General features: G+C 69.0%; 33 protein-coding genes and 2 tRNA genes. 11 read left to right on the top strand and 24 right to left on the bottom strand.

The window, feature by feature from the left end; all coding sequences use genetic code 11:
* Positions 1-155 precede the first annotated feature (155 nt).
* A tRNA-Ser gene (locus FHR82_RS12800) sits at positions 156-240 on the top strand.
* Between the two features lie 152 nt (positions 241-392).
* Here FHR82_RS12800 and FHR82_RS12795 read toward each other — a convergent pair.
* From FHR82_RS12795 to FHR82_RS47385, 3 genes are all read right to left on the bottom strand, one after another.
* Complete coding sequence (locus tag FHR82_RS12795; RefSeq protein ID WP_184810607.1) at positions 393-1,373, bottom strand: hypothetical protein; 981 nt, start codon at positions 1,371-1,373, stop codon at positions 393-395.
* A gap of 79 nt (positions 1,374-1,452) precedes the next feature.
* Entirely contained in the window at positions 1,453-1,860 is a 408-nt protein-coding gene (locus tag FHR82_RS46010) for a tyrosine-type recombinase/integrase (protein WP_311771046.1), read from the bottom strand.
* Between the two features lie 421 nt (positions 1,861-2,281).
* A complete protein-coding gene (locus FHR82_RS47385; RefSeq protein WP_311771132.1) occupies positions 2,282-2,503 on the bottom strand; it encodes an excalibur calcium-binding domain-containing protein in 222 nt (73 codons plus the stop codon).
* A 31-nt stretch (positions 2,504-2,534) separates the two neighbouring features.
* Between FHR82_RS47385 and FHR82_RS47380 the strand changes: the two genes are divergently transcribed.
* On the top strand, positions 2,535-2,714 hold the full coding sequence (locus FHR82_RS47380; RefSeq protein WP_311771146.1) for a hypothetical protein: 180 nt from the start codon (positions 2,535-2,537) through the stop codon (positions 2,712-2,714).
* Positions 2,715-3,473: 759 nt separating this feature from the next.
* Here FHR82_RS47380 and FHR82_RS12780 read toward each other — a convergent pair.
* Both FHR82_RS12780 and FHR82_RS12775 read right to left on the bottom strand, forming a co-directional pair.
* Complete coding sequence (locus FHR82_RS12780; RefSeq protein WP_225944010.1) at positions 3,474-4,136, bottom strand: SRPBCC domain-containing protein; 663 nt, start codon at positions 4,134-4,136, stop codon at positions 3,474-3,476.
* A 1-nt stretch (position 4,137) separates the two neighbouring features.
* Positions 4,138-4,545: an ArsR/SmtB family transcription factor gene (locus FHR82_RS12775; RefSeq protein ID WP_184810604.1), complete on the bottom strand. Its 408-nt coding sequence runs from the start codon at positions 4,543-4,545 to the stop codon at positions 4,138-4,140.
* Between the two features lie 532 nt (positions 4,546-5,077).
* Here FHR82_RS12775 and FHR82_RS12770 point away from each other — a divergent pair.
* From FHR82_RS12770 to FHR82_RS12760, 3 genes are all read left to right on the top strand, one after another.
* Positions 5,078-5,647 (top strand): RNA polymerase sigma factor, encoded by a 570-nt coding sequence (locus FHR82_RS12770; protein WP_184811483.1) that lies wholly within the window; start codon positions 5,078-5,080, stop codon positions 5,645-5,647.
* Position 5,648: 1 nt separating this feature from the next.
* Positions 5,649-6,473 carry a CU044_5270 family protein gene (locus FHR82_RS12765; protein ID WP_225944909.1) on the top strand — a complete coding sequence of 275 codons (825 nt, stop codon included), beginning with the start codon at positions 5,649-5,651 and terminating at the stop codon, positions 6,471-6,473.
* A gap of 223 nt (positions 6,474-6,696) precedes the next feature.
* A complete protein-coding gene (locus tag FHR82_RS12760; RefSeq protein WP_184810602.1) occupies positions 6,697-7,923 on the top strand; it encodes a PQQ-dependent sugar dehydrogenase in 1,227 nt (408 codons plus the stop codon).
* A 9-nt stretch (positions 7,924-7,932) separates the two neighbouring features.
* Here FHR82_RS12760 and FHR82_RS12755 read toward each other — a convergent pair whose 3' ends face one another.
* Entirely contained in the window at positions 7,933-8,202 is a 270-nt protein-coding gene (locus tag FHR82_RS12755; RefSeq protein ID WP_184810601.1) for a hypothetical protein, read from the bottom strand.
* A 209-nt stretch (positions 8,203-8,411) separates the two neighbouring features.
* Here FHR82_RS12755 and helR point away from each other — a divergent pair, with 209 nt between their 5' ends.
* The gene (gene helR / locus FHR82_RS12750; RefSeq protein WP_184810600.1) at positions 8,412-10,589 is read left to right on the top strand and encodes an RNA polymerase recycling motor ATPase HelR; all 2,178 of its coding nucleotides are present in this window, start codon (positions 8,412-8,414) and stop codon (positions 10,587-10,589) included.
* Positions 10,590-10,713: 124 nt separating this feature from the next.
* On the opposite strand, the gene FHR82_RS12745 is transcribed toward helR, so the two are convergent.
* Entirely contained in the window at positions 10,714-11,145 is a 432-nt protein-coding gene (locus FHR82_RS12745) for a MarR family winged helix-turn-helix transcriptional regulator (protein ID WP_225944908.1), read from the bottom strand.
* A gap of 156 nt (positions 11,146-11,301) precedes the next feature.
* On the opposite strand from FHR82_RS12745, the gene FHR82_RS12740 reads away from it, so the two are divergent.
* Entirely contained in the window at positions 11,302-13,002 is a 1,701-nt protein-coding gene (locus FHR82_RS12740; RefSeq protein WP_184810598.1) for a bifunctional metallophosphatase/5'-nucleotidase, read from the top strand.
* A 53-nt stretch (positions 13,003-13,055) separates the two neighbouring features.
* On the opposite strand, the gene FHR82_RS12735 is transcribed toward FHR82_RS12740, so the two are convergent.
* The gene (locus FHR82_RS12735) at positions 13,056-13,781 is read right to left on the bottom strand and encodes a class I SAM-dependent DNA methyltransferase (protein ID WP_184810597.1); all 726 of its coding nucleotides are present in this window, start codon (positions 13,779-13,781) and stop codon (positions 13,056-13,058) included.
* 254 nt (positions 13,782-14,035) lie between these two features.
* Between FHR82_RS12735 and FHR82_RS12730 the strand changes: the two genes are divergently transcribed.
* Together FHR82_RS12730 and FHR82_RS12725 are read left to right on the top strand one after the other, a co-directional pair.
* Positions 14,036-14,608: an RNA polymerase sigma factor gene (locus FHR82_RS12730; protein WP_184810596.1), complete on the top strand. Its 573-nt coding sequence runs from the start codon at positions 14,036-14,038 to the stop codon at positions 14,606-14,608.
* Between the two features lie 73 nt (positions 14,609-14,681).
* A complete protein-coding gene (locus FHR82_RS12725) occupies positions 14,682-15,710 on the top strand; it encodes a hypothetical protein (RefSeq protein ID WP_184810595.1) in 1,029 nt (342 codons plus the stop codon).
* A gap of 4 nt (positions 15,711-15,714) precedes the next feature.
* Here FHR82_RS12725 and FHR82_RS12720 read toward each other — a convergent pair whose 3' ends face one another.
* A complete protein-coding gene (locus FHR82_RS12720) occupies positions 15,715-16,185 on the bottom strand; it encodes a helix-turn-helix domain-containing protein (protein ID WP_184810594.1) in 471 nt (156 codons plus the stop codon).
* Between the two features lie 156 nt (positions 16,186-16,341).
* On the opposite strand from FHR82_RS12720, the gene FHR82_RS12715 reads away from it, so the two are divergent.
* Entirely contained in the window at positions 16,342-17,790 is a 1,449-nt protein-coding gene (locus FHR82_RS12715; protein ID WP_311771044.1) for an FAD-binding protein, read from the top strand.
* Between the two features lie 43 nt (positions 17,791-17,833).
* A tRNA-Lys gene (locus FHR82_RS12710) sits at positions 17,834-17,909 on the top strand.
* A 64-nt stretch (positions 17,910-17,973) separates the two neighbouring features.
* Here FHR82_RS12710 and FHR82_RS12705 read toward each other — a convergent pair.
* The 15 genes from FHR82_RS12705 to FHR82_RS12635 form a co-directional block, all read right to left on the bottom strand.
* Positions 17,974-19,152, bottom strand: coding sequence for a tyrosine-type recombinase/integrase (locus tag FHR82_RS12705; RefSeq protein WP_184810593.1), 1,179 nt, complete (start codon positions 19,150-19,152; stop codon positions 17,974-17,976).
* On the bottom strand, positions 19,152-19,337 hold the full coding sequence (locus tag FHR82_RS12700) for a helix-turn-helix transcriptional regulator (RefSeq protein WP_184810592.1): 186 nt from the start codon (positions 19,335-19,337) through the stop codon (positions 19,152-19,154). Before FHR82_RS12700 ends, FHR82_RS12705 begins: the two co-directional genes overlap by 1 nt.
* Entirely contained in the window at positions 19,334-20,683 is a 1,350-nt protein-coding gene (locus tag FHR82_RS12695; protein ID WP_184810591.1) for a replication initiator, read from the bottom strand. Before FHR82_RS12695 ends, FHR82_RS12700 begins: the two co-directional genes overlap by 4 nt.
* An 85-nt stretch (positions 20,684-20,768) precedes the next feature.
* Complete coding sequence (locus FHR82_RS12690) at positions 20,769-21,386, bottom strand: DUF2637 domain-containing protein (RefSeq protein ID WP_184810590.1); 618 nt, start codon at positions 21,384-21,386, stop codon at positions 20,769-20,771.
* 21 nt (positions 21,387-21,407) lie between these two features.
* The gene (locus FHR82_RS12685; RefSeq protein ID WP_184810589.1) at positions 21,408-21,692 is read right to left on the bottom strand and encodes a hypothetical protein; all 285 of its coding nucleotides are present in this window, start codon (positions 21,690-21,692) and stop codon (positions 21,408-21,410) included.
* A 4-nt stretch (positions 21,693-21,696) separates the two neighbouring features.
* Positions 21,697-21,894, bottom strand: coding sequence for a hypothetical protein (locus FHR82_RS12680; RefSeq protein WP_184810588.1), 198 nt, complete (start codon positions 21,892-21,894; stop codon positions 21,697-21,699).
* Between the two features lie 3 nt (positions 21,895-21,897).
* Entirely contained in the window at positions 21,898-22,299 is a 402-nt protein-coding gene (locus FHR82_RS12675) for a hypothetical protein (RefSeq protein WP_184810587.1), read from the bottom strand.
* Entirely contained in the window at positions 22,299-22,511 is a 213-nt protein-coding gene (locus FHR82_RS12670) for a hypothetical protein (protein ID WP_184810586.1), read from the bottom strand. The genes FHR82_RS12675 and FHR82_RS12670 overlap by 1 nt, the downstream gene beginning before the upstream one ends.
* On the bottom strand, positions 22,511-22,666 hold the full coding sequence (locus FHR82_RS12665; RefSeq protein WP_184810585.1) for a hypothetical protein: 156 nt from the start codon (positions 22,664-22,666) through the stop codon (positions 22,511-22,513). Before FHR82_RS12665 ends, FHR82_RS12670 begins: the two co-directional genes overlap by 1 nt.
* Position 22,667: 1 nt before the next feature.
* Positions 22,668-24,056: an FtsK/SpoIIIE domain-containing protein gene (locus tag FHR82_RS12660; RefSeq protein ID WP_311771043.1), complete on the bottom strand. Its 1,389-nt coding sequence runs from the start codon at positions 24,054-24,056 to the stop codon at positions 22,668-22,670.
* A 91-nt stretch (positions 24,057-24,147) separates the two neighbouring features.
* Positions 24,148-24,351 (bottom strand): hypothetical protein, encoded by a 204-nt coding sequence (locus FHR82_RS12655; protein WP_184810583.1) that lies wholly within the window; start codon positions 24,349-24,351, stop codon positions 24,148-24,150.
* Positions 24,351-24,614: a hypothetical protein gene (locus tag FHR82_RS12650; RefSeq protein WP_184810582.1), complete on the bottom strand. Its 264-nt coding sequence runs from the start codon at positions 24,612-24,614 to the stop codon at positions 24,351-24,353. The genes FHR82_RS12655 and FHR82_RS12650 overlap by 1 nt, the downstream gene beginning before the upstream one ends.
* Entirely contained in the window at positions 24,615-24,800 is a 186-nt protein-coding gene (locus FHR82_RS12645; protein ID WP_184810581.1) for a hypothetical protein, read from the bottom strand.
* Entirely contained in the window at positions 24,800-24,979 is a 180-nt protein-coding gene (locus FHR82_RS12640; RefSeq protein ID WP_184810580.1) for a hypothetical protein, read from the bottom strand. The genes FHR82_RS12645 and FHR82_RS12640 overlap by 1 nt, the downstream gene beginning before the upstream one ends.
* A 216-nt stretch (positions 24,980-25,195) precedes the next feature.
* Positions 25,196-25,549 carry a hypothetical protein gene (locus FHR82_RS12635; RefSeq protein WP_184810579.1) on the bottom strand — a complete coding sequence of 118 codons (354 nt, stop codon included), beginning with the start codon at positions 25,547-25,549 and terminating at the stop codon, positions 25,196-25,198.
* Between the last annotated feature and the right edge of the window lie 102 nt (positions 25,550-25,651).

Raw genomic sequence — 25,651 nt, 5'->3', positions numbered from 1 at the left:
GCCGGCCGTGTCTCCAGCATGCACCCGTGTGCCCCGCGTCACAACCCCAGTCGAGGCCCCTGAACTGGTGAAACTGTCAGTCACTGTCCGAAGCGGACAGTGACCGGGCAAGTCCTCGAAACCGGGCCGCGCGGGCCCGCTACCCTGCTGTGCAGGGAGGCGTGGCAGAGCGGCCGAATGCACCTGTCTTGAAAACAGGAGTCCTTCACGGGACCGGGGGTTCAAATCCCTCCGCCTCCGCTCTCTGACCAGCGGATACAGGTAGATGCTGAGCTGTGGGTGCGCCGCAGTCTCATTCGCAGTCTCATTCGCGACCTCGTCACGCTGACTTGCGGCTGGGTGAACGGCAGCGTTAGGTGCGTCCGCACCTGACCGCCAGGTCTGCGGTTTGATCAGTTAGTCGACTGTCCGGTGAGCCATCGCTGCATGTACACGTCGATGGCCTGCCGGCGTCGCTTGCTCGCGTGTACGGCCGACTCGGGAGTGTGCCCGTAGAACCGTGCGTACGCTTCCGTGACGATGATGGACGCGTCGATCGCGGTCATCACTGCTGCTCCGATGCCGGGAACATCCGGCCCCAGTTCCAACTCCAGGTCCAAGGGCGACGAGACAACAGCCGAACCGAGCGTGGTTGGGTTGCTGTGTACGACGCCTGAAGTGGACCTGTATGAGGCCGGTCTCTCAGGAAAGTGTTTGGCCATCATGGTCGTAAAGTTTGGTTTGTAGGGTTCGCGCTGAACCGGGTCGCCGATCTCAAGTCGCGTGGGTTTATCGCTTGCATTATATGTAATTCTGATGCCCGCCGATTCAATCATGCGCAGAACGACATCTCGGTGTTTGCTGGCAGAATCGAGTGTTATCGGAAGATCGGGCCTAGCCGCCATAACTTCACGTGTTTCAGTAACCTTCGCGTCAGCGTCGGCCAGAAGAGGCGCGGCGGCACGTAATAGGCGAGCCTCGTAGCTTGCGCTTTCGTCCAGTAGGTGGGCAATTCGTGCTGCGCCCTCGCAGGCGACTCGGGTGAGCGTCTGATGGCTGTATAAGGCGATAGAGTCAGCGTTTAGTATGTGAGTGATTGCCCAGAGATGATCCATTACGTTGACAATTGTCAGCCTGGACATGCTCATTGCCTGCTGCCATAGCCGTCGTCGGTGGGCGCGCTGCGAGTGCTGTGGAGCGTTCTTCCAGTTCTGCGACTCTCGGAGATAGTGACAGCCTGCTTGTGGAGCCGACGCATACTCCTCGACATGGTGCTTAAGGTCTTCGAGTTCGTTTGTCAGGGCCATGCACGATTTGACCGCTAGAGTCGGCTTTACCGCATCGGAGTGGCTTGGAGTAGCTGGCATATTCGGATAATAGGCGTTGCGGTCCATGGCGGTGGCCGATGGAGCCGCAGGAACGGCGGGCGTTGGGTGACGTGGCCGTCGCCGTAACCCGCCGAACCTGCGTCCTCTATTTAGTTCCCCACAACAGCGTGTTGACCTGCGATGCGCTGCTGTTCTGGATGGTCGTCGTGACGTGTGAGTACCGCTTGGCGATCTTCGAGTTGGACCAGCCCATGATGTCCATGACGGCCGGTAGTGGCACGCCGAGCAGCAGTAGGACGGTCGCAGCCGTGTGCCGGGCATCGTGCAGGCGCGCGTCTCGGACATCGGCCTCCGCCAGGAGGGCCTTCCACTCGTTGTGGTCGGAGCGAGGGGCGAGTGGCTTCCCGTTGGGCTGTGTGAACATGAAGTCGCTCTCGTACCACAGGTCACCTGCGAGTTCCCGCTCGTCGGCCTGCGTGGCCTCGTGCTCCATGAGCAGGTCGAATAGCTGATCGGGCAGTCGAATGCCGCGGCGGCCTGCTCGCGACTTCACGTCGACGTCAACGACGCCGCCCAGCCGCTGCGGGCAGTACCTGGCGTGCCTCGTGCAGTCAGGCGGGCACACAGGCGGACACGCCTTCTTGTGCGTCCGGCACGTCGGGCGGCACGGCTTGACCTTGTGATGGCCAGCCGCGCACACCACTGGGTCCAGGCACCCGTGCCGGTAGGTGCTCTGTGACCCCAGCGAGTGTCGTGTCCGATCAGGACATGGCGTGTCACCGAGCGGGTTGCTCAAGCGTGTCGTACCAACCCGAGTCGACGTCTACGTCGTTCACGCCGCCCTGGTTGAGAGCCACATCAGGGCGATCAGCGCCAGTGTGGCCACGAGCAGACCTCTAACCCAGTAGCCCAACCGGGTCAGCCAGAAGCGCACTTCGCTCATGCCCTGGTTTCAGCCTTCATGACCTTGTCCCTTATGTCGCTTCGCAGGCAGTGCCATCGCCGTCTCGGTCCAGGCCGGCGCGGTAGCCGGGCTCTCCGCGGTGGAGAGGGGCGGCGCCTGCCGCTCGGGCCGCGTCGCAGTTCTTGTAGTAGGCGTCGGCGGGTTCCGCTGGTGGCGGCTCGGCAGGGGGAGGCGGTTCGACAGGCGGGGGTTGGACCGGTGGCGGTTTGGGTGCTGGCGGCTGGACGGGCACGACGGGTTCGGTCGGCGGCGAGGGTGGTGGTGTGGTGGTTGTCGTCGTTGTGGTGGTCGTGGGCGCTGGCGTGGTCGTCGTGGTGGATTCGGGTGTGCTCGGGCTGGTGCCGGATTCGTTGTCACCGCACGCGGTCAGTGTGGCGAGGAGAACAGCGGCCAGCAGTGCGCGCTTCATGCTGGTGACTCGCCACGCCATGCTGTCTCGTTAACGGCTGTCCAGTTGTTGTCATGGGTTTGACGAACCTCGATGGCCCGCGCCGCGCCCACCTCCGACGAGAGGGTCTCAATCGGGGTCTCATTCAGCCTTGTTCAGACCGGTTCGGCAGAGACCGTTAGAACCTTCTGACCTGCGGATTCGTACCTATCCGGACACCTCTGACCGGGGTTGCGTGGATCTTGGAAACAGGAGTCCTTCACGGGACCGGGGGTTCAAATCCCTCCGCCTCCGCAGCTGTGACCAGGCAAACGTGGGTTACCAGAACAAGTGAACCGTCCCGCGGTTCGTGAGGGTCTCATTTGAGCCCTTGCTTGCGCGCCTGCCAGCGAACAGGCCGGTGAGTACTTCGCGATTCTCGCTGGCCTCGAAGAACCGGCGCAGTCGACGAGTTGACGTCATTGCGGTGCGGCGCAGCAGCGTTCCGCGCTCGCCGAGGTCCGAGTTCACCAGAGGGCGTGGCGCTGCACCGACTTGAAGCCACCGAGACCAACGACTTCTATGAGTTGATTGTCGGGCGACACCGCAAGTCCTCCACGATCATCGCCAGCCGCCGGGGAACCGCTCGAGATTCTGACCATGATGGCCGATCCGCTGCTGGCACAGTCGGCGATGGACCGGCTGTAATCGGTCGCCTACGAACTCGTCGTCGAGGACGAGTCCTACCGGAAGGGGCAGAAGCCACGGATCGGCAAACCAGCCCACTCAGATTGACGGTGCCACGCCCTCGGCGTCCTGTTCGTCGCCAGGGGATTCACCGAACATCACCTCGATCCGCCAAGTCCGGCGCGTAGAACTTCGTCGTGGCCTCGACCGCGGCCGCGACCTGTTCCGGGGGGCCACCGGCGGCGAGATGAGCCTGGCCCCACGCTGCGGCGCTGCGCCGGCTGAACTCGCGCCCCTCGGGCGACTTCTCGAACTCGGCCAGGTCCACGATCTCGTCGCCGGCCAGGAACCGGGTCAACGCGAGCAGACCCCAGTCCCAGCCGACACCGCCGGCGCCGGGACCGTACGTCGGGAAGGAGGGCTCGCCGACGACCGCCGCGTGGATCAGCGCGAACTCGGTGTCGCCGGTCGCACCCTGGGTCAGGCGCACCTCGACCTCGCTCGTGCCGGGCCAGGCGTCGGCATCCGGGCCGTAAAGCCAGGACACCTTCAGCCGCCGCGGTCGCTCGCACCGGAGGATCTCGCCGTGCTCACCACCCTCCAATTCGAACTTCCCGCCCGGCCGGAGATCCCCGGTGACCGGCTTCAACCAGCGGCGCAGCCGCTCGGCGCTGGTGATGGCGTCCCAGACGTCTTCGATCTCCGCGTCGTATCGGCGCCGGAGCTCCACCGTGTACGCCTCGCCGGCTGGAACGCTGCCCTCGCCCATCACCCGGTGCACGGCGGCCAGCTCGTCCAGTACGTCCTTCATGTCATGTCCTCTCGGTGGGTGGATCGGTCCTGCCCGGATCGGTGCTGAACCCGGCCGGTGGGGCGAGCGCCCCACCGGCCCGGATCCGGCGTGCACGTCGGCCTCGGGCCAGCTCGGTGCCGAGGGCGTCGAGGCGTTGTTCCCAAAACCGGCGGAACCGGTCCAGCCACGCGTCGACCTCGCGCAGCGGCGCGGGCTCAACTGCGTAGAACCGGTGGGTGCCCTCGGCCCGGACCGACGCGAACCCGCTGTCGCGCAGCACGCGCAGATGCTGGGAGACAGCGGGCTGGGAGATTCCGAACTCGGCCCGAATGACGTCCGTGACCGCCCCGGAGGCCTGCTCGCCGTCGGCCAGCAGTTCCAGAATGCGTCGGCGCACGGGGTCGCCGAGAACGTCAAACGCGTGCACGACGAGAGAACGTACCGGCTTAGACTTATATAAGTCAACGCTATAATTCAGTGGTGAGTCGGGTTCTGCGAAGAGTCCGGGGCGAACTGGGTCAGCTACCGCCGGCGCTCCTGGGCCTACGACGCCGAGCCGCTCGGTGGCCCGGCGGACGATCCTGGCCCGGCTCTGGGCCTCGCCCTGAGCAGGAACCGCTGCGGTCGGTGTGAAGCGGCACGAGTCGCGGCTCCGCGACGGGAGGACCGTCAGCGGGCCAGTCGAGGCGCAGCACCGTTCGCCGCAGCGCCGCCCGTCACCGTGGCGGATCGCGGCCACGCCGACCCGGCGGGAGATGGCCGCGATGAGGCACATAGGCCTGTTCGGCGCACTCCGGTGCAGGCGCACGGTTCAGCGTGAGGGATTCGACGGCGTCCTGTTCTTGAACGAGGACCGGTTCATTTCTGAAATTGCCACATCGAACATCGGATGCCGTGTGAACTCGTTTCCTGTCGGTCGCGAATAGCGGGTGACCCTGCTGCCTGCGGAAGAGGAGCTCATGCCCCCACCCGACGAGGACGACGCGGCGATCATCAGGCGGTCGCTGCGGGAGCCCGAGCGGTTCGCGGCGATCTTTGATCGGCATGCCCCCCACATCATGCGCTACCTGGCACACCGGGTGGGGCGGCAGGTTGCCGACGACCTGGTTGCGGAGACCTTCCTGGTGGCGTTCGGCATCAGAGGGAAGTACGACCTCGACCGGCCGGACGCTCGGCCCTGGCTGTACGGCATCGCCACGAATCTGGTGCGGCGCCGGCAGCGGGAGGATGGGCGGGAGTACCGGCTGCGCGCCGCGATCGTGCCCGAGCCGGACGCCGATGGGCACGCCGATCGGGTCGCCGAGCAGGTGACAGCCGCGGCGATGAACCAGTTGCTGGGTGCGGCGCTCGTGGAACTGTCGAGCGGTGACCGCGACGTCCTGCTCCTCGTCGCCTGGGAGGGCCTCACCTACGACGAGGTCGCGCAGGCTCTCGACATCCCCGTCGGCACCGTCCGCTCTCGTCTCAATCGCGCTCGCAGGCAGACCCGCGCCGCGCTCACCGCAAAGGAGTCCGTCAACCGTGGATGAGATGACCCTGCTCGGGAACGTGGTCGACCAGACCCCGCTGCCGACGGCGACCGACCTCGCCCCGGCCCGGCAGCGGCTGATGGCCGCCCTGACAGCCGAGCAACCGAGGAAGAGCAGGAAAAGGCTGATCCTCTCTGGTGCCACCGTCGTCGGGCTCGCCGCCGCCATCACGGGAGTCGTCGCGTTCGGTGGTTTCGGGGTCGCGCCGCCCGAGGCCGATGCCGTGGAGTTCCTCCACCGGGCCGCCGACGTCGTCCGCGAACTACCCGCCACTCCTCCTCGGCCCGACCAGTTCGTCTATACCCGCGGCGAAACGACCGACGGTGCACGCGAAGCCTGGCTCTCGGCCGACGGTGAGCACGACGGGATGATCCGGGCACAGGGCGAGGACACCCCGCTGCCCGGCTGCAAGGACGGTCGCCGGCGGGTCATGCGCGGCGACGTGGACATGGGCATGACCGAGCCCTGCGACGTGTGGCCCGCCTACCGCCGCCTGCCGACCGATACCGCCGGGATGCGTGCGTACCTGGAGGGCACGCCGAACGACTTCGACATCCTGCTCCACTTCGCGATCCAGGAGACCTATGTGTCGCCCCAGGCGATGGCCGCGTTGTTCGAGGTCATGGCTGACTTCCCCGGTCTGGAGATCGTCGAGGACGCCACCGATGGTGCCGGACGGCACGGGGTCGGCCTCACCTGGGCACAGCCCGCCGACCAGAACGAGGTGACCCTGGTCTTCGACCAGGAGACCCATGTCTTCCTGGGGACCGAGGACACCGCTGTCTTCGTGCACGCGATCGTGGACGCCGTCGGGCAGCGGCCGTAAGCGCTGGACGGCCGGGTGGGGTCGTGAAGTGACGACGGCAGACGGGGCGCTCCCCATGCATGGGAGCGCTCCCAGCTCTGGTGTCGAACGTGGTCGGGTTCTTGTCGGTTTGTCAACAAATACTCGATCTCTGTCCTTCGAAGGCTGGATGTTGGCGGAAACTCGCGCTACGGTTGGGAGCGCTCCCAGATCGTCTCCCGCCCTGCCCCGAGGAGTCGAAAACATGTCGCGACGGCGTTGGCGTCCGGTCACCATGTTGGCCGGCCTGCTCGTTCTGGCCCTGTCCGCACTCTTGCTGCCATCGGTGATGGCGGGCGGGACCCCCGCAGCGGGCGCTCCCCATGCCCGCTCGGTGCCGCTCACCGAGTTGACCGTGGTCACCGAACAGGTGGCGTCCGGCCTACGGCGGCCGATCGCGATCACCGGGCTGCCGGACGGCCGGATGCTGATCGCGGAGAAGAACGGCACCGTCCGCGCCTACCACCCCGACACCGGGCTGGCGGCCGAGCCGGTGCTCGACCTGACCGACCGGATCGACACGTCGAACAACGAGCGCGGCCTCCTCGGCATCACGCCTGCGCCGAACTTCAGGCGGACCGGGATTCTCTACGTGGCCTACACGAGCCTGCCTGCCGGCGCGCTGACCCTGGCGCGCGTGCCCATCGGCGCTCCTGAGCGGGAGCAGGTGCTGCTCACCCAGGCACACGCCGACTACGGCAACCACAACGGCGGACAGGTGGCGTTCGGCCGCGACGGCTACCTCTACTGGTCCCTCGGCGACGGCGGCCACGCGAACGACCCGTTCAAGGCCGGCCAGGACCTCGGCACCCTGCTCGGCAAGATCGTGCGGATCGACGTCAACCGCACCTGCGGGACGCAGCCGTACTGCGTGCCCAGTGGCAACCCGTTCGTCGGCGTGGCGGGTGCGCGGCCGGAGATCTGGCTCTACGGGCTGCGCAACCCGTGGCGGTTCTCCGTCGACCCGGTGGACGGCTCGCTGTGGATCGGTGACGTCGGCCAGGGCCTGGTCGAGGAGGTCAACCACATCCGCCCGTGGCAGGGCGGGGCGAACCTCGGCTGGTCGTGCCGGGAGGGCACCCCGGTGTTCGACCAGCAGCAATGCCGGGCGGGCATGCGGTACACCGACCCGGTCTTCGAGTACGAACATTTCCTCACGGAGAACTGCTCGGTGACCGGCGGCGTGGTGTACCGGGGGTCCGTGACCCCGGAGGCGTGGGGGACCTACATCGCGAGCGACTACTGCTCGACCCTCGCGTTCGCCGTGCGGCCCAAGCCCCGCGGCGGCTACGAGACCGCCACGATCGGCAGGTTCCCCACCCAGCCGACCGCGATCGGCACCGACGCGCGCGGCGAGCTGTACGTGCTCAGCGACCTCCCGGGATGGCTGAGCAAGGTGCGGTTCGAGCGGGTCCAGCCTGCGAACCGCTGACGGTGGTACTCACGCCCGACGGCCGATCCGCTGGTACGCGGTGACGCCGTCGGGCAGTTCCCTGACCTTCTCGTACCGGTGCTCGCCCGCCGAGTCGAGCCACACCGTGCCGTCCGCCTGCCACATGTCCGACAGCCCGTAGTGGCGGTCGCACCACTCGCGCCGCACCGACATCACCGGCGGCGCGTCCACCGCGAAACGGCGGCCCTGCTCGTCGAAGTCGATGATCGGTTGGCCGACCTTCTCCGCGGCCCACGCACGTGCCTCAGCAGGGAACATCGCTGCCTCCTCGGGTGTCCTGTCCATCGAAGGTAGGTCCCGTTCGCGGGGACCACCAAGGGGACGAGACGAGGTAGACAGCCCACCGGAACAGCGCTCGAAAGCGTGCTGACTTGACAGCCGGTGGACAATAAAAAATCGGCGTGCTCTTCAGAAACCAACGAAGAACTCACCGAACCTGGAATCAGATTAAACGCTGTGAGGGGCCTGTGTCAAGTCAGGGGTACGAAGAGGAACTGCGGTCCGAGCAGAGCTACGTGGCCGGGCTCTACGAGCGGCTCGACGCCGAGCGGATACGGGCGAAAGACCAGTTCAAGGCCGCCTTGCGGTACGACGGCGGCACGCCGATGGACCGGGACGACAAGGTCCGGTCGACGGCGCGGGAGGTGCGGCGGCTGGACGTCGCGGACCACGGGTTGTGTTTCGGGCGGCTGGACGCCATTTCGGGGGAGCATTCCTACGTCGGGCGCATCGGGCTTTTCGACGAGGAGAACGACTTCGAACCCGTTCTGCTCGACTGGCGGGCGCCTGCCGCGCGGCCGTTCTACACCGCCACCGGGGCCACCCCGGAGGGCATGCGCAGGCGGCGGCAGTTCCTGACCCGCGGGCGCCGGGTGGTCGAGTTCACCGACGAGGTGTTCGGGCGGCCCAGTGACGACGTGCACGGGGACACGGCGCTGCTGGCGGCCGTCAACGCGCCCCGCGGCGAGGGGATGCGGGACATCGTCGCGACGATCCAGTCCGAGCAGGACGAGATCATCCGGCTCGAGCACCCCGGGGTGCTCGTGATCGAGGGCGGTCCCGGCACCGGGAAGACCGTCGTGGCGCTGCACCGCGTCGCGTATCTGCTGTACACGCAGCGTGAGCGGATGGAACGGCACGGCGTGCTCGTGGTCGGGCCGAACCCGGCGTTCATCAACCACATCAGCCGGGTGTTGCCGTCGCTGGGTGAGTCCGACGTCGTGTTCATGACACCCGGGGAGCTCGTGCCCGGCCTGCGCGCGACCGCCGAGGACGGTGAGGAAGCCGCGCGGCTCAAGGGGTCGCTGAAGATGCTGGACATCCTCAAGGCGGCGATCGCCGACCGGCAGCTGTTGCCGGAGCAGCCGGTGGAGATCGGGCTGCGGGAGGCGCCGCTGCGGATCGACGCCGCGACCGCGGAGTGGGCTCGTGACGAGGCGCGGACGAGCGGGCTGCCGCACAACGAGGCGCGGGCGACGTTCACCGAGATCATCACGTACGTGCTCACCGAACGGGCGCTCGGCCGGATCGGTCGCGGCTGGCTGACCAGGGACGACAAGGAGGCCTGGGAGCAGCTGCGGGTGGAGCTGGTCAAGGAGCTGGCGGAGGACGAGCTCTTCACCGCGACCATCGACCGGCTCTGGCCGGTCCTCACGCCGGAGACGCTGCTGGCGTCGCTGTACGAGTCGCCGGAACGGCTGACGGCGGCGGGCGGTGACCCCGTGCTGCTGCGTGCCGACGGCGCCGCCTGGACGGTGTCGGACGTGCCGCTGCTGGACGAGCTGGTGGACCTGCTGGGCCCGGACAAGCCGGCCGACGACACGGCGGAGCGGGAGCGGAAGGCGCAGGCCGAGTACGCGGCCAGGGTGCTCGACAGCATGATCGGCCGCGCGGACTCGATGGACGACGAGGACCACCTGTACGCCACGGACCTCCTCTACGCCGAGGACCTGGCTGACCGGTTCGTCGAGGTCGACACGCGTGACCTCGCGGAACGCGCCGCCGCGGACCGGGACTGGACCTACCGGCACGTCGTGGTCGACGAGGCGCAGGAACTGTCCGAAATGGACTGGCGGGTGCTGATGCGGCGCTGCCCCGGCCGGTCGTTCACGGTGGTCGGGGACCTGGCCCAGCGGCGGTCACCGGCGGGCGCGACCTCGTGGGGTCAGATGCTGGAGCGGTACGTGCCGGGTCGCTGGGTGTACCGGTCGCTGACCGTGAACTACCGCACCCCGGCGGAGATCATGTCCGTCGCGGCCGCGCTGCTCGCCGAGTTCGCCCCGGACGTCCAGCCGCCGGAGTCGGTCCGCGCGAACGGTGTCGCACCGTGGGCGCGGAAGGTCACCGAGGACGAACTGCCCGCGGCCATCGAGGAGTTCGTGCGGGACGAGGCGGATCGCGAAGGCACCAGTGTCGTGATCGGACCGCCCGGAGTGCCGGGCACGGTGACCGCGTCGGAGACGAAGGGCCTGGAGTTCGACGCCGTCCTGGTCGTCGACCCGGAACGCATCCTCGCCGACGGCCCGCGCGGCGCGGCCGAGCTGTACGTCGCGCTCACCCGCGCCACCCAGCGCCTCGGCGTCCTGCACCAGGGTGCGCTGCCGAGCGCGCTGACCGGCCTGGCCGAAACGCAGGTCACGCGGTGACGGAGAGCGGCCGGTCCTGACCTCCCGGGACCGGCCGCGATGCCGACGGCCCGCGATACCCGGACGACGGGGACAGGCCGCTTGGATCTTTGTGCGAAGTCACTTCTAAGCCCGGGGAGGCGGACTAGTGCTCCGGGTGTCCCAGGTGGTCCAGCACGCGTTCGAAGATCTCGGCCAGTGCCGTCTGGTCGCCTGCCGTCAGCAGGTCGACCAGGTGGGCACGCACGCCGGCCACGTGCGTCGGCGCGGTCTCCCGTAGCCGGGCGCGGCCGGCCTCGGTGATCTCGGCGAACACGCCGCGCGCGTCGTCGCCGCATTCGACCCGCCGCACCAGGCCCGCGGTCTCCATGCGGCCGATCTGGTGGGAGAGCCTGCTCTTCGACGACGCGACCTCACCGGCCAGCTGCGCCATCCGCATCTGCCCACCGTCTTGTTCGGACAGTCGGACCAGTACCTCGTAGTCCGCGAGGGCCAGCCCGTGGCGGTCCTGCAGCTCCCGGTTGAGTTGCTTCCGCAACAGTTCACTGGCGATCACGTACGCGCGCCAGGCCCGCATCTCGCCGTCGTCCAGCCAGCGCGGGTCTTCTGCAGTCGCGGTCACATCCACCAGGTTAGATCCTCCTCCCTTCGGGGCTGGCAAACACCGGCTGCTTTGTGCAGACTGCCCACCGCACGCGCCCGACGGGGACATCGGGCGCCTGGACGGAGGATCATGAGGGCACTCACCAAGCTGACCGTCGCGGGGGCGGTGGCGCTCACGTGCGCCGGACTGGCCGCCGCGCCGGTGGCCGCCGCGCCGAGCTCCACCACGGACGTCCGGCTCATCACGTTCAACGACTTCCACGGCAACCTGCAGCCGCCGGCCGGCTCGTCGGGCCGGGTCACGCTGCCCGACGGCTCCACGGTCGACGCGGGCGGTGCCGCCTACCTGGCCACGCACGTCAAGCGGTTGCGCGGCGAGGTCAGGAACTCCGTCGTGTTGTCGGCGGGTGACAACGTCGGTGCGTCACCGCTCGACTCCGCCCTGTTCCACGACGAGCCGACCATGGCGCTGCTCAACGAGCTCGGCGTGCGGGCCTCGACGATCGGCAACCACGAGCTGGACGAGGGCTACCAGGAACTGCTGCGCATGCAGCTCGGCGGCTGCCACCCCACCGACGGCTGCCAGTTCCGCGACAGCTACCCGGGTGCGAAGTTCCCGATCCTCGGCGGCAACGTCTTCTTCGACAACGGCGTCAACGCCGCGCTGCCGTTCACCGTCACGGTTTCCGGTGGCGTGCCCATCGGCATCATCGGTGTCACGCTGAAGGACCTGCCGCTCGTCGTCACGCCGGAGGCCGTCGAGGGCCTGGAGTTCGGCGACGAGGTCGAGGCGATCGACAAGTCGTCGCGGTTCCTGGACCTGCTGGGCATCAAGACGCAGGTCGTGCTCGTCCACCAGGGCGACAACACCGAGGGCGGCGGCCCGGACGACTGCAAGACGGTGCCCGGCGCGGCCACCGAGATCGCGCGGGCCGCGTCGCCGTCGGTCGACGTCGTGTTCACCGGCCACAGCCACCAGCAGTACAACTGCACGGTCACCGACCCGGCGGGCAAGCCGCGCACGCTCATCCAGGGCGCGTCGTTCGGCAGGCTGCTTTCCGTGGTGGACCTGAAGATCGACAAGCGGACGCGGGACGTCGTGCGGGAGTCGACCAAGGCGCACAACGAGATCGTCACCAGGACCGTCACGCCGGACCCGAAGGTGGCCGCGCTGGTCGACGAGGCCAAGACGAAGGCGGCGCCGATCGCGAACGAGCAGGTCGGCACGATCACCGCGGACCTGGTGCGCGCGGCGCCCGCGTCCGGTGAGTCCCCGCTCGGCGACGTGATCGCCGACGCGCAGCTCAGTGCGACCGAGTCGAACGACGCGCAGCTCGCGATCACCAACCCCGGCGGCATCCGCACCGACCTCACCTACGCGGGTTCCTCGGCGGGCGAGGGCGACGGGGTCGTCACCTACGGCGAGGCGTTCGCGGTGCAGCCGTTCAGCAACATCATGCAGACGATGACGCTGACCGGTGCGCAGCTGAAGACCGTGCTGGAGCAGCAGTGGCAGCCGCAGCCGGACGGCTCGGTCCAGGTGCGGATCCTGCAGATCTCGTCGACGTTGCACTACTCGTGGTCGCGGTCCGCGGCGGTCGGGTCGAAGGTCTCGGACATCACCGTCGCGGGTGAGCCGGTCACCGACGACGCCACCTACCGCGTGTCGGTGAACAACTTCCTCGCCGCGGGCGGTGACGGGTTCGCCGAGTTCGCGAACGGCACCGACATCGCGGGTGGCCCGGTCGACCTGGACGCGTTCACGGCGTACCTGGCCGCGAACCCGGGCATCGCGCCTCCGGCGGCGGACCGGATCACGGTCCTGCCCTGACGTACTGACACACGAACGTGGCCCGCGGTGCAGACGCGGGCCACGTTCGTGTGTCAGGGCTTGCGGTAGACCGACACGTGCAGCTCGGACTTCGGGCCGAACGGCGTGCCTTTCCAGTCACCCCAGCGGTCTTCACGCTCCAGGCCCGCCAGCTGGGCCATGAGGTCCATCTCGTGGTGGGTGACGGTGCGGCCCCCCATCGGGTAGAACCGGGTGCCCTCCGTGCCGATGATCATCCACGTGCCGGTGTAGTTGCCGGTCACCGGATCGGTGGTGCCGCCGGAGAGCGTGACCTGGTCGGCCTCCACCTTCACCACCGAGAGCTTCCCCTGGTCCTGCGATGGCGGCTTCACCACCACGGTCTCGAGCACGAACCGCCCGCCCGGCCGCAGGTGCCGTGCCGCGTTGCGGAACAGTTCGACCTGTTCCTCCTGCGTCTCGAGGATGAAGATCGAGTTGAAGGCGATGAACGCGACCGCGAACTCGCGCTCCAGCGACACCGTCGCCATGTCGGCCTCGACCACCGTCACCGCGGCCGACTTCTCCGTCAGCTTCGCCAGCATCTCCGGCGAGATGTCCACCCCGGTCACGTCGACACCGCGCTCGGCCAGCGGGACCGCGAGCCGTCCCGTCCCCACCCCGAACTCCAGCGCGGGCCCGTCGGACGCGAAGCCGGCCAGCGCCGCCACCGCGCCCTCGTCGTCCATCAGGCCCTTGTGCCACTCGTCGTAGTTCTCCGCCCAGCGCGCCCCGTACAGGCGCGGATCGAATGTCGCCATGGGTCGAATTCTTCCGGAGAACCGTTGGCGCGCAAAGGATTCGGCCCAGGACGAAACACCCGAGGCGGTGCCGTCGAGCCGGGGGATCCAGGCCTGTCCGGGCGGCTCCGCCGGGGTCGGCCCGTCCGGCGACGTCCGCGTACCGCGCTCCGTTACACCCGGGTTGATAACGGTTTGAGCGTCGATTTCGCCTGGTCCGCGTTGCTAGGCTGCAGCAGTTTTCACATGACTGGGGAATTGGGGTGTGAGATCTCGTGAGCTCACGCGTTCTCCCTGATGACACGGCTGAGCCGGACTCGGAGCGCGGGACGACCGAGACCCGGACGAGGTCGTTCGAGCAGGTGTACCGCGACCACGCAGCGCGCGTGTTCCGGTACTGCCTCTCGCAGGTGAGCAACCGGGGCGACGCGGAGGACCTGGCGGCGGACGTGTTCGCCGCGGCGTTCCACGCCTACGCGGGCGCCGACGTGCCACTGGAGGCCGAGCCGGCCTGGCTGTTGCGCATCGCGCGCAACGCCGTGATCGACCACCGGCGCAAGCACTCCAGGCGGTCGGCGCTGGTGGCGCGTTTCTTCGGCGGCGTGACGGAGGCCGACCCGAAGGTCAACGTGGAAGGAGAGGTCGTGATGCGGGACGAGGTGCGCCAGGCACTCGCCGCCATGGCCCACCTCTCCGACAAGGACCGCACGATCCTCGGCCTGCGGATCGCGGCGGGCCTCACGTACGCCGAGGTCGGCGCGGTCGTCGGCCTGTCCGACCACGCGGCGACGATGGCGTGCAAACGGGCACTCGCCCGGCTCCAGCGGCACCTGGGGGTGTCGTTGTGAGCGGAGCCCGCGGAACGAACCGGAACGCGCGGGGCGACCGCGCGCGGCATCCTCGAGCCTGCGAGGGGGAGCCGTGAGCAGAGAGATCGACGAGAAGGAGCTGCGGACACTCTTCGCCGAGATCGAGGCGCCGCCCGGACTGGACGAGTGGCGTGAACGCATCGCCGACGTGCACGTGGAGGAACACGGGTCCGACGAGGGCGGTGTCGTCACCCAGCTGCGGCCCCGCCCCAGGAAGAGGCACTCACTGGCCACCGCGGCCGCGGTGATCGCGGTCGTGGGCCTCGGCGGTGCGGTCGTCATGAGCAGGCTCCTCACCGACGCGCCGCCCACCGACCCCACGATGATCATCGACGGCCCGGGTAAGACGAGCAGCTCACCGACATCCGAACCGGACACCTCCGGGACGTCGACCACGCCGCCGGGCACCCCGGCCGGTCCCGAGCCGTCCTGGGGCCCGCTGACCGGCGACCCCGCCGTCTCGAACACCGGCGTCCCGAGGGGCGCGACGCTGCGCGACCACCAGGGCGACCTGCGCATCACGACCGCCGGGCAGGTGGTCGAGGACCTGCGCGTCAGCGGCGCGGTGATCGTCGAGGCGCCGGGCGTGACGCTGCGCCGCGTGGTCGTCGTCGCCCCGTCCGGCGTGCCCGCGCTTGTGCAGCTCGCCGGCGACCTGACCGTTGTGGACAGTGAGTTCGTCGGTGGCGCAGCGCTCACACAGCGCGCGAGCGGGCTCGTCGTGCGGCGCAGCACGGTCGACTCCGGCGCGGTGCTCACGAGCGGCGCCGAGGTGTACGACAGCTACTTCGCCGAGTCGGACGTGCGGGTGTCGGCCGGTGCCAGCGGGGTTGTGCTGCGCCACAACGTGGTGGGCCGCGTGTCGATGTCCGACCTGGACGGTCCGATCAGGAACGTGACCGTCCAGGACAGCCTGCTCACCCAGGTGAACGCACCGACCGGGCCGGGGTCGGCGGGCATCCACGTGCTGGCCAACCGGTTCCTCGGCGGTGCCCCCAGCACCGGGTGGCACCCGTCTGCCGCCGACTACCGGTGGTCGGGCAACGTGTTCGAGGACACCGGCGCGCCCGCGGGCCCGTGATCGTTCAGACGGCCACGGCGTCGGTCACCGCGTCGGCCTCGTGGATGCCGAGCGCGGTCAGCAGCCGCTCGAGCACGACGTCCGGCGCGGCGGTGTGCGGAAGTCCGCGCAGGTCAACGGGTTGCGAGCCGGTACGTCGTGCCTGCGCGACCAGCTGACGCAGGTTGTCGGCCGCGGTCACCTCGCCGCTGTCGGTGCCCCCGCGCCACGCGGTGATCGGGGTCGGCGTGCCGATGCGGGCGGCGTGCACGAACGCGGCGCGGTCGGCGCCGGTCAGGCCGAGCGCGTCGGCGAGCAGGCGCACCGACGCGCGCCGCGGTCTGCCGACGCGGCCCCGCTCCAGGTTCTGGATACTGCGTGGGGACAGGCCCGACCGCGCGGCGAGCCCCTCCTGTGTCAGGTTCGCCATGTGCCGCCACCGCTGCACCATGTCCGCGAAGGTCTCGTCCGCCGTGCCCACCAGGTCCCTGCCCATAGCGCCCTCCCGAACTCGCTTCTCACTGGGTAAAACGCGCGAGCCGGCGAAACCTCACACCCTGGTTCGGACCACTGTGGATCAGCGCCGAGAAGTACGGGTCCATCCGGCAAACGGGTGAATGTCCATGGTCGTTTCTGGGTTAGGGTGCCGCGCGTGCGCAAGTTGCAGATCAGCCGCCGGGCCGTACTGGCCGGCGCCACCGCCACCGCAGCCGCGACGGTCGTCGCGTTCGACCCGGCCGGCCTCGGCTGGCTGACCGCCGCCGACGCGGACACCGAGGACGCCATCCGCGTGCCGGGCCTCGACGGCGAACTGGTCGTCGACGAGGAGTCCCGCACCGAGGCCGCCGACGACTACGGCCACATCGTGCACCGCAAGCCGATCGCCGTGCTGCGCCCCGGTTCGGTCCGCGACATCGCCACGGTCATCAGGTTCGCGAACCAGCACGGCCTGAAGGTCGCGGCGAGAGGCCAGGGCCACTCCACGTTCGGCCAGGCGCAGGCGGGCGGCGGCATCGTCATCGACTCGCGCACCCTGGCGACCATCCACCGCATCGGCACCGGCCAGGCCGTGGTCGACGCGGGCGTGCAGTGGCTGGACCTGATCAAGGCCACGCTGGCGGCAGGCCAGACCCCGCCGGTCGCGACGGACTACCTGGGTCTCTCGATCGGCGGCACCCTGTCGCTGGGCGGCATCGGCGGCGCCACCTCCCACCACGGCATGCTGGTCGACAACGTGCTGGCGCTCGAGGTGGTCACGGGCACCGGCGACATCGTGCGCTGCTCCCCGGCCATCCGGCCGGATCTCTTCCACGCCGTCCTCGGCGGCCTTGGCCAGTTCGCGGTGATCGCCAGGGCCACGGTCCGCCTGATCCCGGCCGCCACGACCGCACGCGTGTACCACCTGTTCTACCCGGACCTGGCGTCCATGACCGCCGCCCAGCGCACGGCCCTCGCCGACCGCCGCTTCAGCTACCTCGAAGGCCAGCTCACCCCGACCGAGACCGGCTGGTCGTACATGCTGGAAGGCGTCATGTACTACACGCCGCCTGCCGAACCGGACGACGAGGCCCTGACCGCGGACCTGGCCCCGGCGTCCACCGAGATCACGGACATGCCGTACTTCGACTGGCTGAACCGGATCTACGACCTGGTCCAGCAGCTGATGGCACTCCGCCTGCCCGGCCCGTGGATCAACGTCTTCATCCCCTCCGAGGCGACGGACGAGTACGTCACGGAGGTCCTCGCGGAGACCACCCCGGCCGACGCGGGCGGGGTCGTCCTCCTGTACCCCGTGGCCAGGGACCTGATCCGCCAGCCGTTCGTCCGCCTCCCCGACAGCCCCGTCGTGTTCCTGCTGGCCCTGCTCCGCGCGGTGAGCCCCCCGAACGACGCGGAGACCCAGCGCCTGATCGCGGTGAACAGGTCCCAGTACGACCGGGTCGTGGCGGTGGGCGGCACCCACTACCCGGTCGGCGCCATCCCCATGACCGAAGCTGACTGGCACACCCACTACGGCGACGAGTGGCCCGCCTTCCGCACCGCCAAACGCCGCCACGACCCGAACAACGTCCTGACCCCAGGCCAGGCGATCTTCCGATAACCCTGACGCCCGGCCGCCGACCCGCTCGGTAGCATGACCACACGGGCCGTTAGCTCAATTGGTAGAGCTGCGGACTTTTAATCCGTAGGTTCTGGGTTCGAGCCCCAGGCGGCCCACCAAACGGCCTGGTCATGAAGGCCCTTCACCCACGGTCCATGATCGCGCCCCCAGAAAACCCCCGGTTTACTCCTGACCGAGGGCGGCATGCAGGGCGTCCGCGCCGTCCCGGCTGACCGCGCCGCGGCCCATGTACACGTCCTGCGTCATCGACGGGTGCGCGTGGCCGAGGATGTCGGCGATCTGGCGCGCGGTGAGCCCTGCGGCGTCGAGCAGGGTGGCCACGGTCTTGCGGAACGTGCGGAAGGTGACCCACTCGTACCCGGCGCGCTGCTTGAACGGGTTCCACGCCCGGTTCCGGACGTTGCTGGCCTCACGGATGGTGCCGGTCGAGCTGGGGAAGATCGGCCCTTCCGCCGGTCGGCCGAGGGCGTCGTGCCGGTGGACGAGCATGCGCACGCACCAGTCGGCGAGCGGCACCGGCCGGACCGCGTTGTCGGTCTTGCCGCGGTTGATGATCCGGCCCTTCCCGGTGGCCCGGATGACGTTGCCCGCCATGGTGAGCTGCTTGGCGTCGGCGTCGAAGTCCTCCCAGTCGGCCGCCAGCGCCTCGCCGGTCCGCTCACCGGTGGCGAGGAACAGCCGCACGAGGTCCGGCAGGTCGGCGGCCACCGCGGCCTCGTCGGCGTCGAGCTTGCCGAGCAGGTCGAACACCTCGTCGGCGGTCATGGCCCGCGGCTTGGCAGGCCGGTTCCGCGCCTTCTTGGACTCGATCCGCCCGATGTCCCGCGCCGGGTTGGTCTCGAACGCCCCAGCCCGCACACCGAACAGGCACACGTTCCGGATCACCGACTTCACGATCTTGGCCGTGCTGGCGCTCGTTCGGTCCCGCGTCGTCTGGCACACCCGGTCGAGCACCACCGGCGACGCCTCGATCTCGTGCGCCCGCAGCTCGCCGATGTCCGGCAGCACGATCGTCGTCAGCCTGTTCTTGTACGTGTCGACCGAGCCCCACGAGTTGAACCCGCGGTCGGCGTCCCGCTCGTAATAGGCCAGCCACCCCATCGCGATCTCGCGGAACCGGCTGTTCGGCCCGAACTCGCCTGCCGCCACGGGAGCGCGCCAGTCCCGGATGGCTTCCTTCAGCCGCCGTTCCGCGTGCGGCCGAGACGCGCCGTAGCGCTCGACGGGGTAGACCTTGCCGTCGTAGTGCCGGTAGCCGCACCGAGCCCGGAACTTGCCCGGCTCGACCTCGTACGTCGTGATCTTGCCGTGCGTGCCCACCGGAAGCGGCGGACGAGGCATCAGGCCACCTCCGCAGGAAGCTTCTCGAACCACTCGATCACATCGGCCGCGCGGTAGCGGACGTACTTGCCGACACGGCGTCCGGGAGGCCCGTAGCCCTTGGTGCGCCACTGGTAGAGGGTCTGTTCGGGGATGCCGAGGTATTCGGCGACGTCCTTGATGCCCCACAGCTTCGGTGCGTTCATGCTGCTGGTTCCTGTTCTTGTCGGTGCTTGCTGAGCCGTGCTTGCCGTGTCCGGTCAGCGATGGCGGCGGCGAGTTCGCGTTCTGCATCGTCGGCGTAGCCGGTGCCGGTGAACTCCCAGTCGTTGATCACGGTGATGTCGTCGAAGTCCTCGGGCGGGATGCCGAGCGCGGTCAGCCGTTCGGTGAGGCGGTGCGCCTGGCGGTCACCGCGGAGGGTCTTGAACGTGGTGGAGTAGGCGCGGGACTTGGTGAGGAAGTGGCCGCGGAACCCGAGCATGTGCGCCCAGCGGCGCAGGTTCAGGTCCTCGTAGGACTCCAGCTCCCCGAGGTCCCAGGCGGTTTGGATCATGCGACGGTGGTGGTCGGAGATCCGCAGGTGGTCAATGTCCAGTTGCGACCTGACCGGACGGTCGGCGGCTTCGGTCTTGCCGGTGCCCTTGGTGGCGTACTTGGCGATGTAGCCGGAGAGCCGTTGTTCGCTGATCTGCCCGTCGTCGTCCTCCACATCGGACGTGCGTCGGATCGGGCGAATGTCGACTTGTCCGCCCCAGGCGAGGGTGAGCGCAGCCCCGTCCGGCCGGTTGGTCTTGACCGCGATCGCGCCAGCAGCAGCCCGTACCGCTTCGTCGAGCAGTTCGGCCGTAGCCCACCCGGGCGGCAGGCTGATCGCGCCGTCAGGACCGTCGAGGCGCACGACAGCGTGGAAGTGGACGAGCCCGCGACGCTGGTACTCGGCGACCTTGCCGTACGAGACGCGGGCGACGTGTTTGAAGTCCCGGACCCGAATCCCGGCACGCTTGGCGATCTCGCGCCGGAGGCGGGTGACGAACCGGTGCCACAGGACGCCGGTGTGTGCCTGCCAGAGCACCGCGCCGACGTAGTCGTACCCGTCGGCGTCGAGCGGCCCGCCGATCCGCGGGTCGTGCTCGTGGTGCCGTTCCCCGCACGGGCACCGCAACGGCCGCCCGGCACTGGAGAACGCCCGGTTGTGCACCTGACCGAACGAAGGCGGCGTGAGGGTGACAAACGCGCGAGGCCGGTCGGTGACCGACTCCGGTACGCCTTTCGAGCCACCGGAGAGCCCGGCGCGGATGAGGTGGAACGCGTCGGCGGCGTAGCGGTCCGAGCAGGTCGGGCACACCCCGGCGCGCCGGTTCCCGCAGGGCACCCACGCGGTGCCGCCGTACTCGTCGACCACCTCACCGGTCGGGGCGTGCATGAGCGTCGAGCCTCCGGCGAGCCGGATCGGCTTGGCGCAGCCGCCGATGGCCTCGACCCGGGCACGCCAGTCGCCGTAGTCCGCGGCTCGCAGTCGTTCACGGATGCGGTCGTCGACCGTCCACATGCGGATCACCTCCAAGTTCGTTGGGCACAACCAGGAGGCGGGACACAGCCGGTGTGGCCGCGCCCCGCCTGATGGGAGTGCGGGGTCAGTCGTGCAGCGAGTGCCCGTTGGTCGCCGGGCGATTGGCGAGCACACGCCGCGCCAAATCCGCCGGCACCCGGGCAACGCGCTGGATGTCCTCGATCGAGGGTTCGCGGCCCTCATCCCGTGCCGCAGTCACCGCGGCGTCGATACGAGCCGTGATGTCGGCAGGCAGCCGCACTCGAGGAACGGCCGTCGATGCTTCCTGCGCTGGTTTGGCCGCGTCGGTCGCCTCAGCAGGCGCGGGTGGTTCGGTGGGTGTGTGGCGCATGAGGAGCTTCACGACCGCGAGGAAGCCGAGCGCGGGCATCGCAGCGACCAGCCACCCGGCCGGAGACGGTTCGGCCTCAGCGACCTGAGCGGTCATCTGGACCAGGACCCCGAACACCAGCACCGCAGCCGGGAACTTGAACGAGTGGCCCGCGGCGCGGTCGTGGTGGATCTCGAACCCGGCCACTACCGCCATGCCCTCGATGACCACCGCGGTCGCCCACGCGAGCCAGCCGGTTTGGCCGTGTGAGACGGCCCAGTCGTGGGTGTGGGTGAACCCGGCTGCCGCGCCGATCCCGCCGAGGACGACCGCGACGCCGATCCGGATCACGTCGGCGAGTTTGCCGCGCATGGCGCGTTCTCCTTTCTCGTGTCAGTAGGTGGAGGCCAGGTGGATGGCGGTGACCGCGTCCGGTGCGGTGAGGCCGAGTTCGGCGGCCCAGCCCTGCACGTGTGGCCAGTGCTGGTGTGCCGGGCCGGTAGCGCCGTCGGTGACGCACGCCGCGAGCACGAGCGCGGTCACCGCCTGGTTGCGTGTGACGGTGCGGTCCGGCAGCCACGACACCCGCCATTCCCCGTACGGCCGCTGGTCGTCGACGGCACGGGCGGAGTGACCGGCCGCGCAGGTCATCACCGCCCCGTCGTTGGTGATCTTCATGCGCTCATCCCCACGTGAGCGAGTCACGGGCAGCGCTGATGCCGCGCCACAGGTCGTAGGCCTCAGCCAGCAGCCGGACCGCCATGCGGGAGTGCGCGCCGGGGAGGCCGTTGACGGGGATGTCCTCAATGACCTTGATGACCTCGTCGAGGCGGTGTAGCGCGTCGTCGTACCGGGACGCCGCTGTATCGATCGCGGACATGTGTCAGTCCTTTCCGGAGTGAGTGCGGTAGGAGGCGAGCGCGCCCCACCGGTTCATCAGGGCGTGGCCGCGTTTGGTGAGCCGCAACGGCGTCACCGGGCGGCGGATGGCGCCGTGCCGACAGGACACGGTGTCGCGGATCGGGCGACGTTCCACGTAGCCGCCTGCCGCGAGCGAAGCCAGCACGTTCTCCTCAGCCGCGAGCCGGACGCGGGTGTCGTCCTCGAACACCACGTACCGGTCTCCGTCGTCGAGCAGCCCGTACCGGCCGTGGTGCACGTCGGCGAGAACGTCGGCAGCGACCGCGGGGGTGCCCGTCGAGCGGGACCGCCGTTGTCGGGCCGGTGCCGTGCTGGAGGGTGTTGGTTCGGGGTTGGTGCCGAACAGTCCGAGCTGGTCGGTCATCACAGCCACCACCAGTGGCCGCGGGCTTCGAACACCCACTCACGGGCCAGGCCGCGCAGCGCGAGCAGCTCGACCGCGATCGCGACGACCACAGCCACGACGAACGGGCCGGTGCCAAAGCCCCAGATCCAGCCGACCACGATCACCGCGAGCCCGAGCAGGAGCGTGACCCGCAGCCACGTCCCGAACATCCGTCCTGTGGCGCGCAACATCACGCCACCCCTTGCCGGGAGAGCCGTGACCACGCCACGGTCACCAGGAACGCGACCACGAGCAGCGCCGTGGGCGAGATTCCCATCTGGGCGAAGGTGACCGCGGCCAGTCCGCCACCGATCACGAGCCGTACGAGGGTTGCCACGATGTTCATGTCAGGCCACCACTTCCAGGTTGGCCCGCCCACTCGGTGTGGTGGTGCGGACGAAGTTGACGAGCTGATCGATCTCGCGGTCGTCGACATAGGCCGCGCGCACCCGCATCGGGACCCGCGTACGTGGACGGACGACGTAGCCGATGCCCGCGGTCTCCGGCACGTTCGGGATCTCGTCGGCGAGTGCTCCCCGCAGCCGGGCGTCTTCCCCAAGCACGCCGTCGACCTGCCCGGCCGCGGTCAGCCGCAGGCACACCCGCACGGTGAACAGGTCCCGCACCGGCACCGTGTCCTTGGTGGGCTCCTGGACGAACCCGACCATGTGGTGACCCGAGGAACGGCCCTGCGACCCGACCACCGCCAGGTTGCGGCGGTTGTCCCGGGCATAGTCGCCGTAAGCGAGCAGTGCGCCCATCTCGTCGAGGATCAGGAGGTTGACCGGCGTTTCCACCGAGACTGTGAGGGTGCGCTTGCCCTTGCCGCCGAGATCCTGCTGTGCGGTCTTGAGGTCGTCGACGTAGTCGGCGATCAGGTCGGCGCAGTCCTCATCGGTGGCCGCGTAGCGGTGAGCGATCGGCGCGAGCTTGGCGAACTCCATCTGCTTGGGGTCGCAGACCCACAGCCGCACCAGCCCGTCCCGGATCAGCGGAGCGAGGGTGCGCAGCAGAGACCATCCGATGCTGTTCTTCCCCGCACCAGTCGCACCCGCGACGAACCAGTGGTTCCCGTTCAGGGACTCACGCCAGTCGCCGCCGAACTCGTCGTCCCCGAGGTAGATCGAGGACAGGTCCACCGCATCGGAATCCGCCGGCATCTCCGGCGCATCGATGACCTCCGTGAACGGCTCCGCGTGCTGCACCACCAGCCCGACCACCCGCGGCTTGACCTTCTCGATCCCGATGCGCTCCACGTTCAGCGCCGAGCACAGCTCCTCCACCCGGTCGGTGAAGGACCGGGCCGACTGACCGCGGGCCAGCTCCACCCACACCGTGTCCACGGTCGGCGAGTGCGCCCGCACCTTCACCACACGCGGGAAGTGATCCGCGCCGGTCTTGCGGTGAGTGGTGAACAGCTCGCAGTCCTGCATGGCCTTGCGCCACCGGCCACCCCGGTAGGTCCACCACCGACGCCGCGCCGACCGCACCCGCGGCGTGACGACCCGGTCGAAGCTGTCCGGGTGCCCCCGGTACCATGCGCCAGCCGCCGCAGCCGCCGCCCCGGCCCCGACACCCATGGTCACCGGCCCCAGCTCCGCGCAGCCCCAGCCGAGCGCGCCCGGCACCAGCAGACTCCCCGGATGCCGCACCGCCCACAACGCCGCACGCCACTCCGCACCCGGCCGACGCGTCGACTCCTGCTTGCCCGCGTTCCCGCGGCTTGCCTTGCCCACGATCCGTTCACCTCCCATTCCGCGGGCAGCAGAAGGCCCCGATCACCCGTGAGTGATCGGGGCCGATCCCTGCCCGTTCTGTGTTGTCCGGCTAGCGCTTGCGCCGCTTCTTCTCCGGCTCGATCACCGACCGCGCGTCCGTCACCGCCACCGTCAGACGTGCCATCTCCCGCGCCATCCGGTCGTGGTTGGCCTTGAACGCCTGCCGTCGCGCCGGAACACCGCGCATCGCCTGCCGCAGCATCGCCATCGCGTTGCCCAGGTCATCCAGAGCCCGGTCCACCTGATGCGCCATCAGAGCCTCCACTCCCGCGAGACCAGCTCCGCCTCGTACTTCTTCGACTTCGCCCGCAACCGCTCCAGCTCCTCCGTCGCGGTCCGCTTCAGCCCGGCCAGCTCCTCCCGCGTCGGCACCGTCCACCCCGAACTCCCCGAGGGCTTGCGCACCTTCGCGATCACCGGGGTCAGGTTGTCCAGCGCCTCACGGACCATGTCCATCGCGGACACGAACGACGCGTACTTCTGCCGCGCCTTCCGGTTCACCGCATCGATCTGCATCTACGCCACCCTCCGTATCGACGGGTCCGTCGTCGAGGCCGCGAACTTCGCCGCAGCCGTTAGATCCACCGCCAGGAACCGGACCGCGTTCCGCACCACGTCCCGCACTTCCCGATCCGGCTCTGCCGCCACGAACTCCCGATACGCCGCGTTCGCCGCCTCGATAATGCGTTCGATCTCGCGCATCATTCCCCGCCTTCCCGCACGATTACCCGTGCGATCCGCAAACCCGCCAGATAGCCCTGCCGCCACACCGGCGACACCAGCAACTCCTCATCCGGGCACGACTCCATCCGCGCCCGCTCACGCTCCAGCCGTTCCGTGATCCGCTGCCGTACCACCACCGGCCGGACTCTCCGTGTCACCACCAACCTCCCTACCTGCCAACAGAAAGCGCCACGAATGCCCCCGCACCAGTCGCAACGACCAGCGCGGGAACAAACGAAACCCTTCCTCTCCCGACACGTCTTGCAGCGCCGGAAGAAGGCATAGATCGGCCCACTGTGAAATTGACAAAGAACAGACAGCCCAGAAAAACGGCTTAAAGGAATTCGCTCGAATTAGCTATTCGACGGGAAGTTTCAGGCGACCGGCTTGATTGCGGTCGCGCGCCACGCAAGGCCGGACATCATCCGGCCGTCCAGCTCGTTCTCCCAGTGCGACACCCGCGGGTTCACCAGCTCGACGAGGTCACCGTCAGTCACCTCGTCGCCCGGATCCGTCTCCAGCGTGCACTTGATCTCCGCACCCTTACCCGCGTAGCCGGACGCGTTCGGCCGCGGCTTCACGAACAGGACCACCACGAACTGAGTCGCACCGTCCCGGTCAGTCACGACCTCCGGCTGACCGTCCTTGCCCTCACGGGTCTTCACCGTCGGAGCCTCCGTCACCAGCACCTTGTGGCCGGACAGCTCCACCGGGATGTTCCGCAGCATCACAACCTCCTTCTGTACAGAACTCACTACATCCAGTGAAGCAGTGGGACGGTCGCGAAGCAAGATAGTTCTGTACAGAGGTTGCAAACGCGAATCTGCGTG

The sequence above is a fragment of the Actinophytocola algeriensis genome (genome assembly GCF_014203735.1).
Taxonomy (GTDB): Bacteria; Actinomycetota; Actinomycetes; order Mycobacteriales; family Pseudonocardiaceae; genus Actinophytocola; species Actinophytocola algeriensis.
The sequence above is the reverse complement of the archived record's forward strand: the minus strand, read 5'-3'. Positions and strand labels throughout refer to the sequence as shown.

Bases quoted from the DNA above. Each gene is read 5' to 3' on its own strand.
- FHR82_RS12795 (WP_184810607.1), bottom strand. From the start codon at position 1,373: ATGGACCGCAACGCCTATTATCCGAATATGCCAGCTACTCCAAGCCAC.
- FHR82_RS12780 (WP_225944010.1), bottom strand. From the start codon at position 4,136: ATGAAGGACGTACTGGACGAGCTGGCCGCCGTGCACCGGGTGATGGGC.
- FHR82_RS12770 (WP_184811483.1), top strand. From the start codon at position 5,078: ATGCCCCCACCCGACGAGGACGACGCGGCGATCATCAGGCGGTCGCTG.
- FHR82_RS12765 (WP_225944909.1), top strand. From the start codon at position 5,649: ATGACCCTGCTCGGGAACGTGGTCGACCAGACCCCGCTGCCGACGGCG.
- FHR82_RS12760 (WP_184810602.1), top strand. From the start codon at position 6,697: ATGTCGCGACGGCGTTGGCGTCCGGTCACCATGTTGGCCGGCCTGCTC.
- FHR82_RS12755 (WP_184810601.1), bottom strand. From the start codon at position 8,202: ATGTTCCCTGCTGAGGCACGTGCGTGGGCCGCGGAGAAGGTCGGCCAA.
- FHR82_RS12745 (WP_225944908.1), bottom strand. From the start codon at position 11,145: ATGCGGGCCTGGCGCGCGTACGTGATCGCCAGTGAACTGTTGCGGAAG.
- FHR82_RS12740 (WP_184810598.1), top strand. From the start codon at position 11,302: ATGAGGGCACTCACCAAGCTGACCGTCGCGGGGGCGGTGGCGCTCACG.
- FHR82_RS12735 (WP_184810597.1), bottom strand. From the start codon at position 13,781: ATGGCGACATTCGATCCGCGCCTGTACGGGGCGCGCTGGGCGGAGAAC.
- FHR82_RS12720 (WP_184810594.1), bottom strand. From the start codon at position 16,185: ATGGGCAGGGACCTGGTGGGCACGGCGGACGAGACCTTCGCGGACATG.
- FHR82_RS12705 (WP_184810593.1), bottom strand. From the start codon at position 19,152: ATGCCTCGTCCGCCGCTTCCGGTGGGCACGCACGGCAAGATCACGACG.
- FHR82_RS12700 (WP_184810592.1), bottom strand. From the start codon at position 19,337: ATGAACGCACCGAAGCTGTGGGGCATCAAGGACGTCGCCGAATACCTC.
- FHR82_RS12695 (WP_184810591.1), bottom strand. From the start codon at position 20,683: ATGTGGACGGTCGACGACCGCATCCGTGAACGACTGCGAGCCGCGGAC.
- FHR82_RS12690 (WP_184810590.1), bottom strand. From the start codon at position 21,386: ATGCGCGGCAAACTCGCCGACGTGATCCGGATCGGCGTCGCGGTCGTC.
- FHR82_RS12685 (WP_184810589.1), bottom strand. From the start codon at position 21,692: ATGAAGATCACCAACGACGGGGCGGTGATGACCTGCGCGGCCGGTCAC.
- FHR82_RS12680 (WP_184810588.1), bottom strand. From the start codon at position 21,894: ATGTCCGCGATCGATACAGCGGCGTCCCGGTACGACGACGCGCTACAC.
- FHR82_RS12675 (WP_184810587.1), bottom strand. From the start codon at position 22,299: ATGACCGACCAGCTCGGACTGTTCGGCACCAACCCCGAACCAACACCC.
- FHR82_RS12670 (WP_184810586.1), bottom strand. From the start codon at position 22,511: ATGTTGCGCGCCACAGGACGGATGTTCGGGACGTGGCTGCGGGTCACG.
- FHR82_RS12665 (WP_184810585.1), bottom strand. From the start codon at position 22,666: ATGAACATCGTGGCAACCCTCGTACGGCTCGTGATCGGTGGCGGACTG.
- FHR82_RS12655 (WP_184810583.1), bottom strand. From the start codon at position 24,351: ATGGCGCATCAGGTGGACCGGGCTCTGGATGACCTGGGCAACGCGATG.
- FHR82_RS12650 (WP_184810582.1), bottom strand. From the start codon at position 24,614: ATGCAGATCGATGCGGTGAACCGGAAGGCGCGGCAGAAGTACGCGTCG.
- FHR82_RS12645 (WP_184810581.1), bottom strand. From the start codon at position 24,800: ATGCGCGAGATCGAACGCATTATCGAGGCGGCGAACGCGGCGTATCGG.
- FHR82_RS12635 (WP_184810579.1), bottom strand. From the start codon at position 25,549: ATGCTGCGGAACATCCCGGTGGAGCTGTCCGGCCACAAGGTGCTGGTG.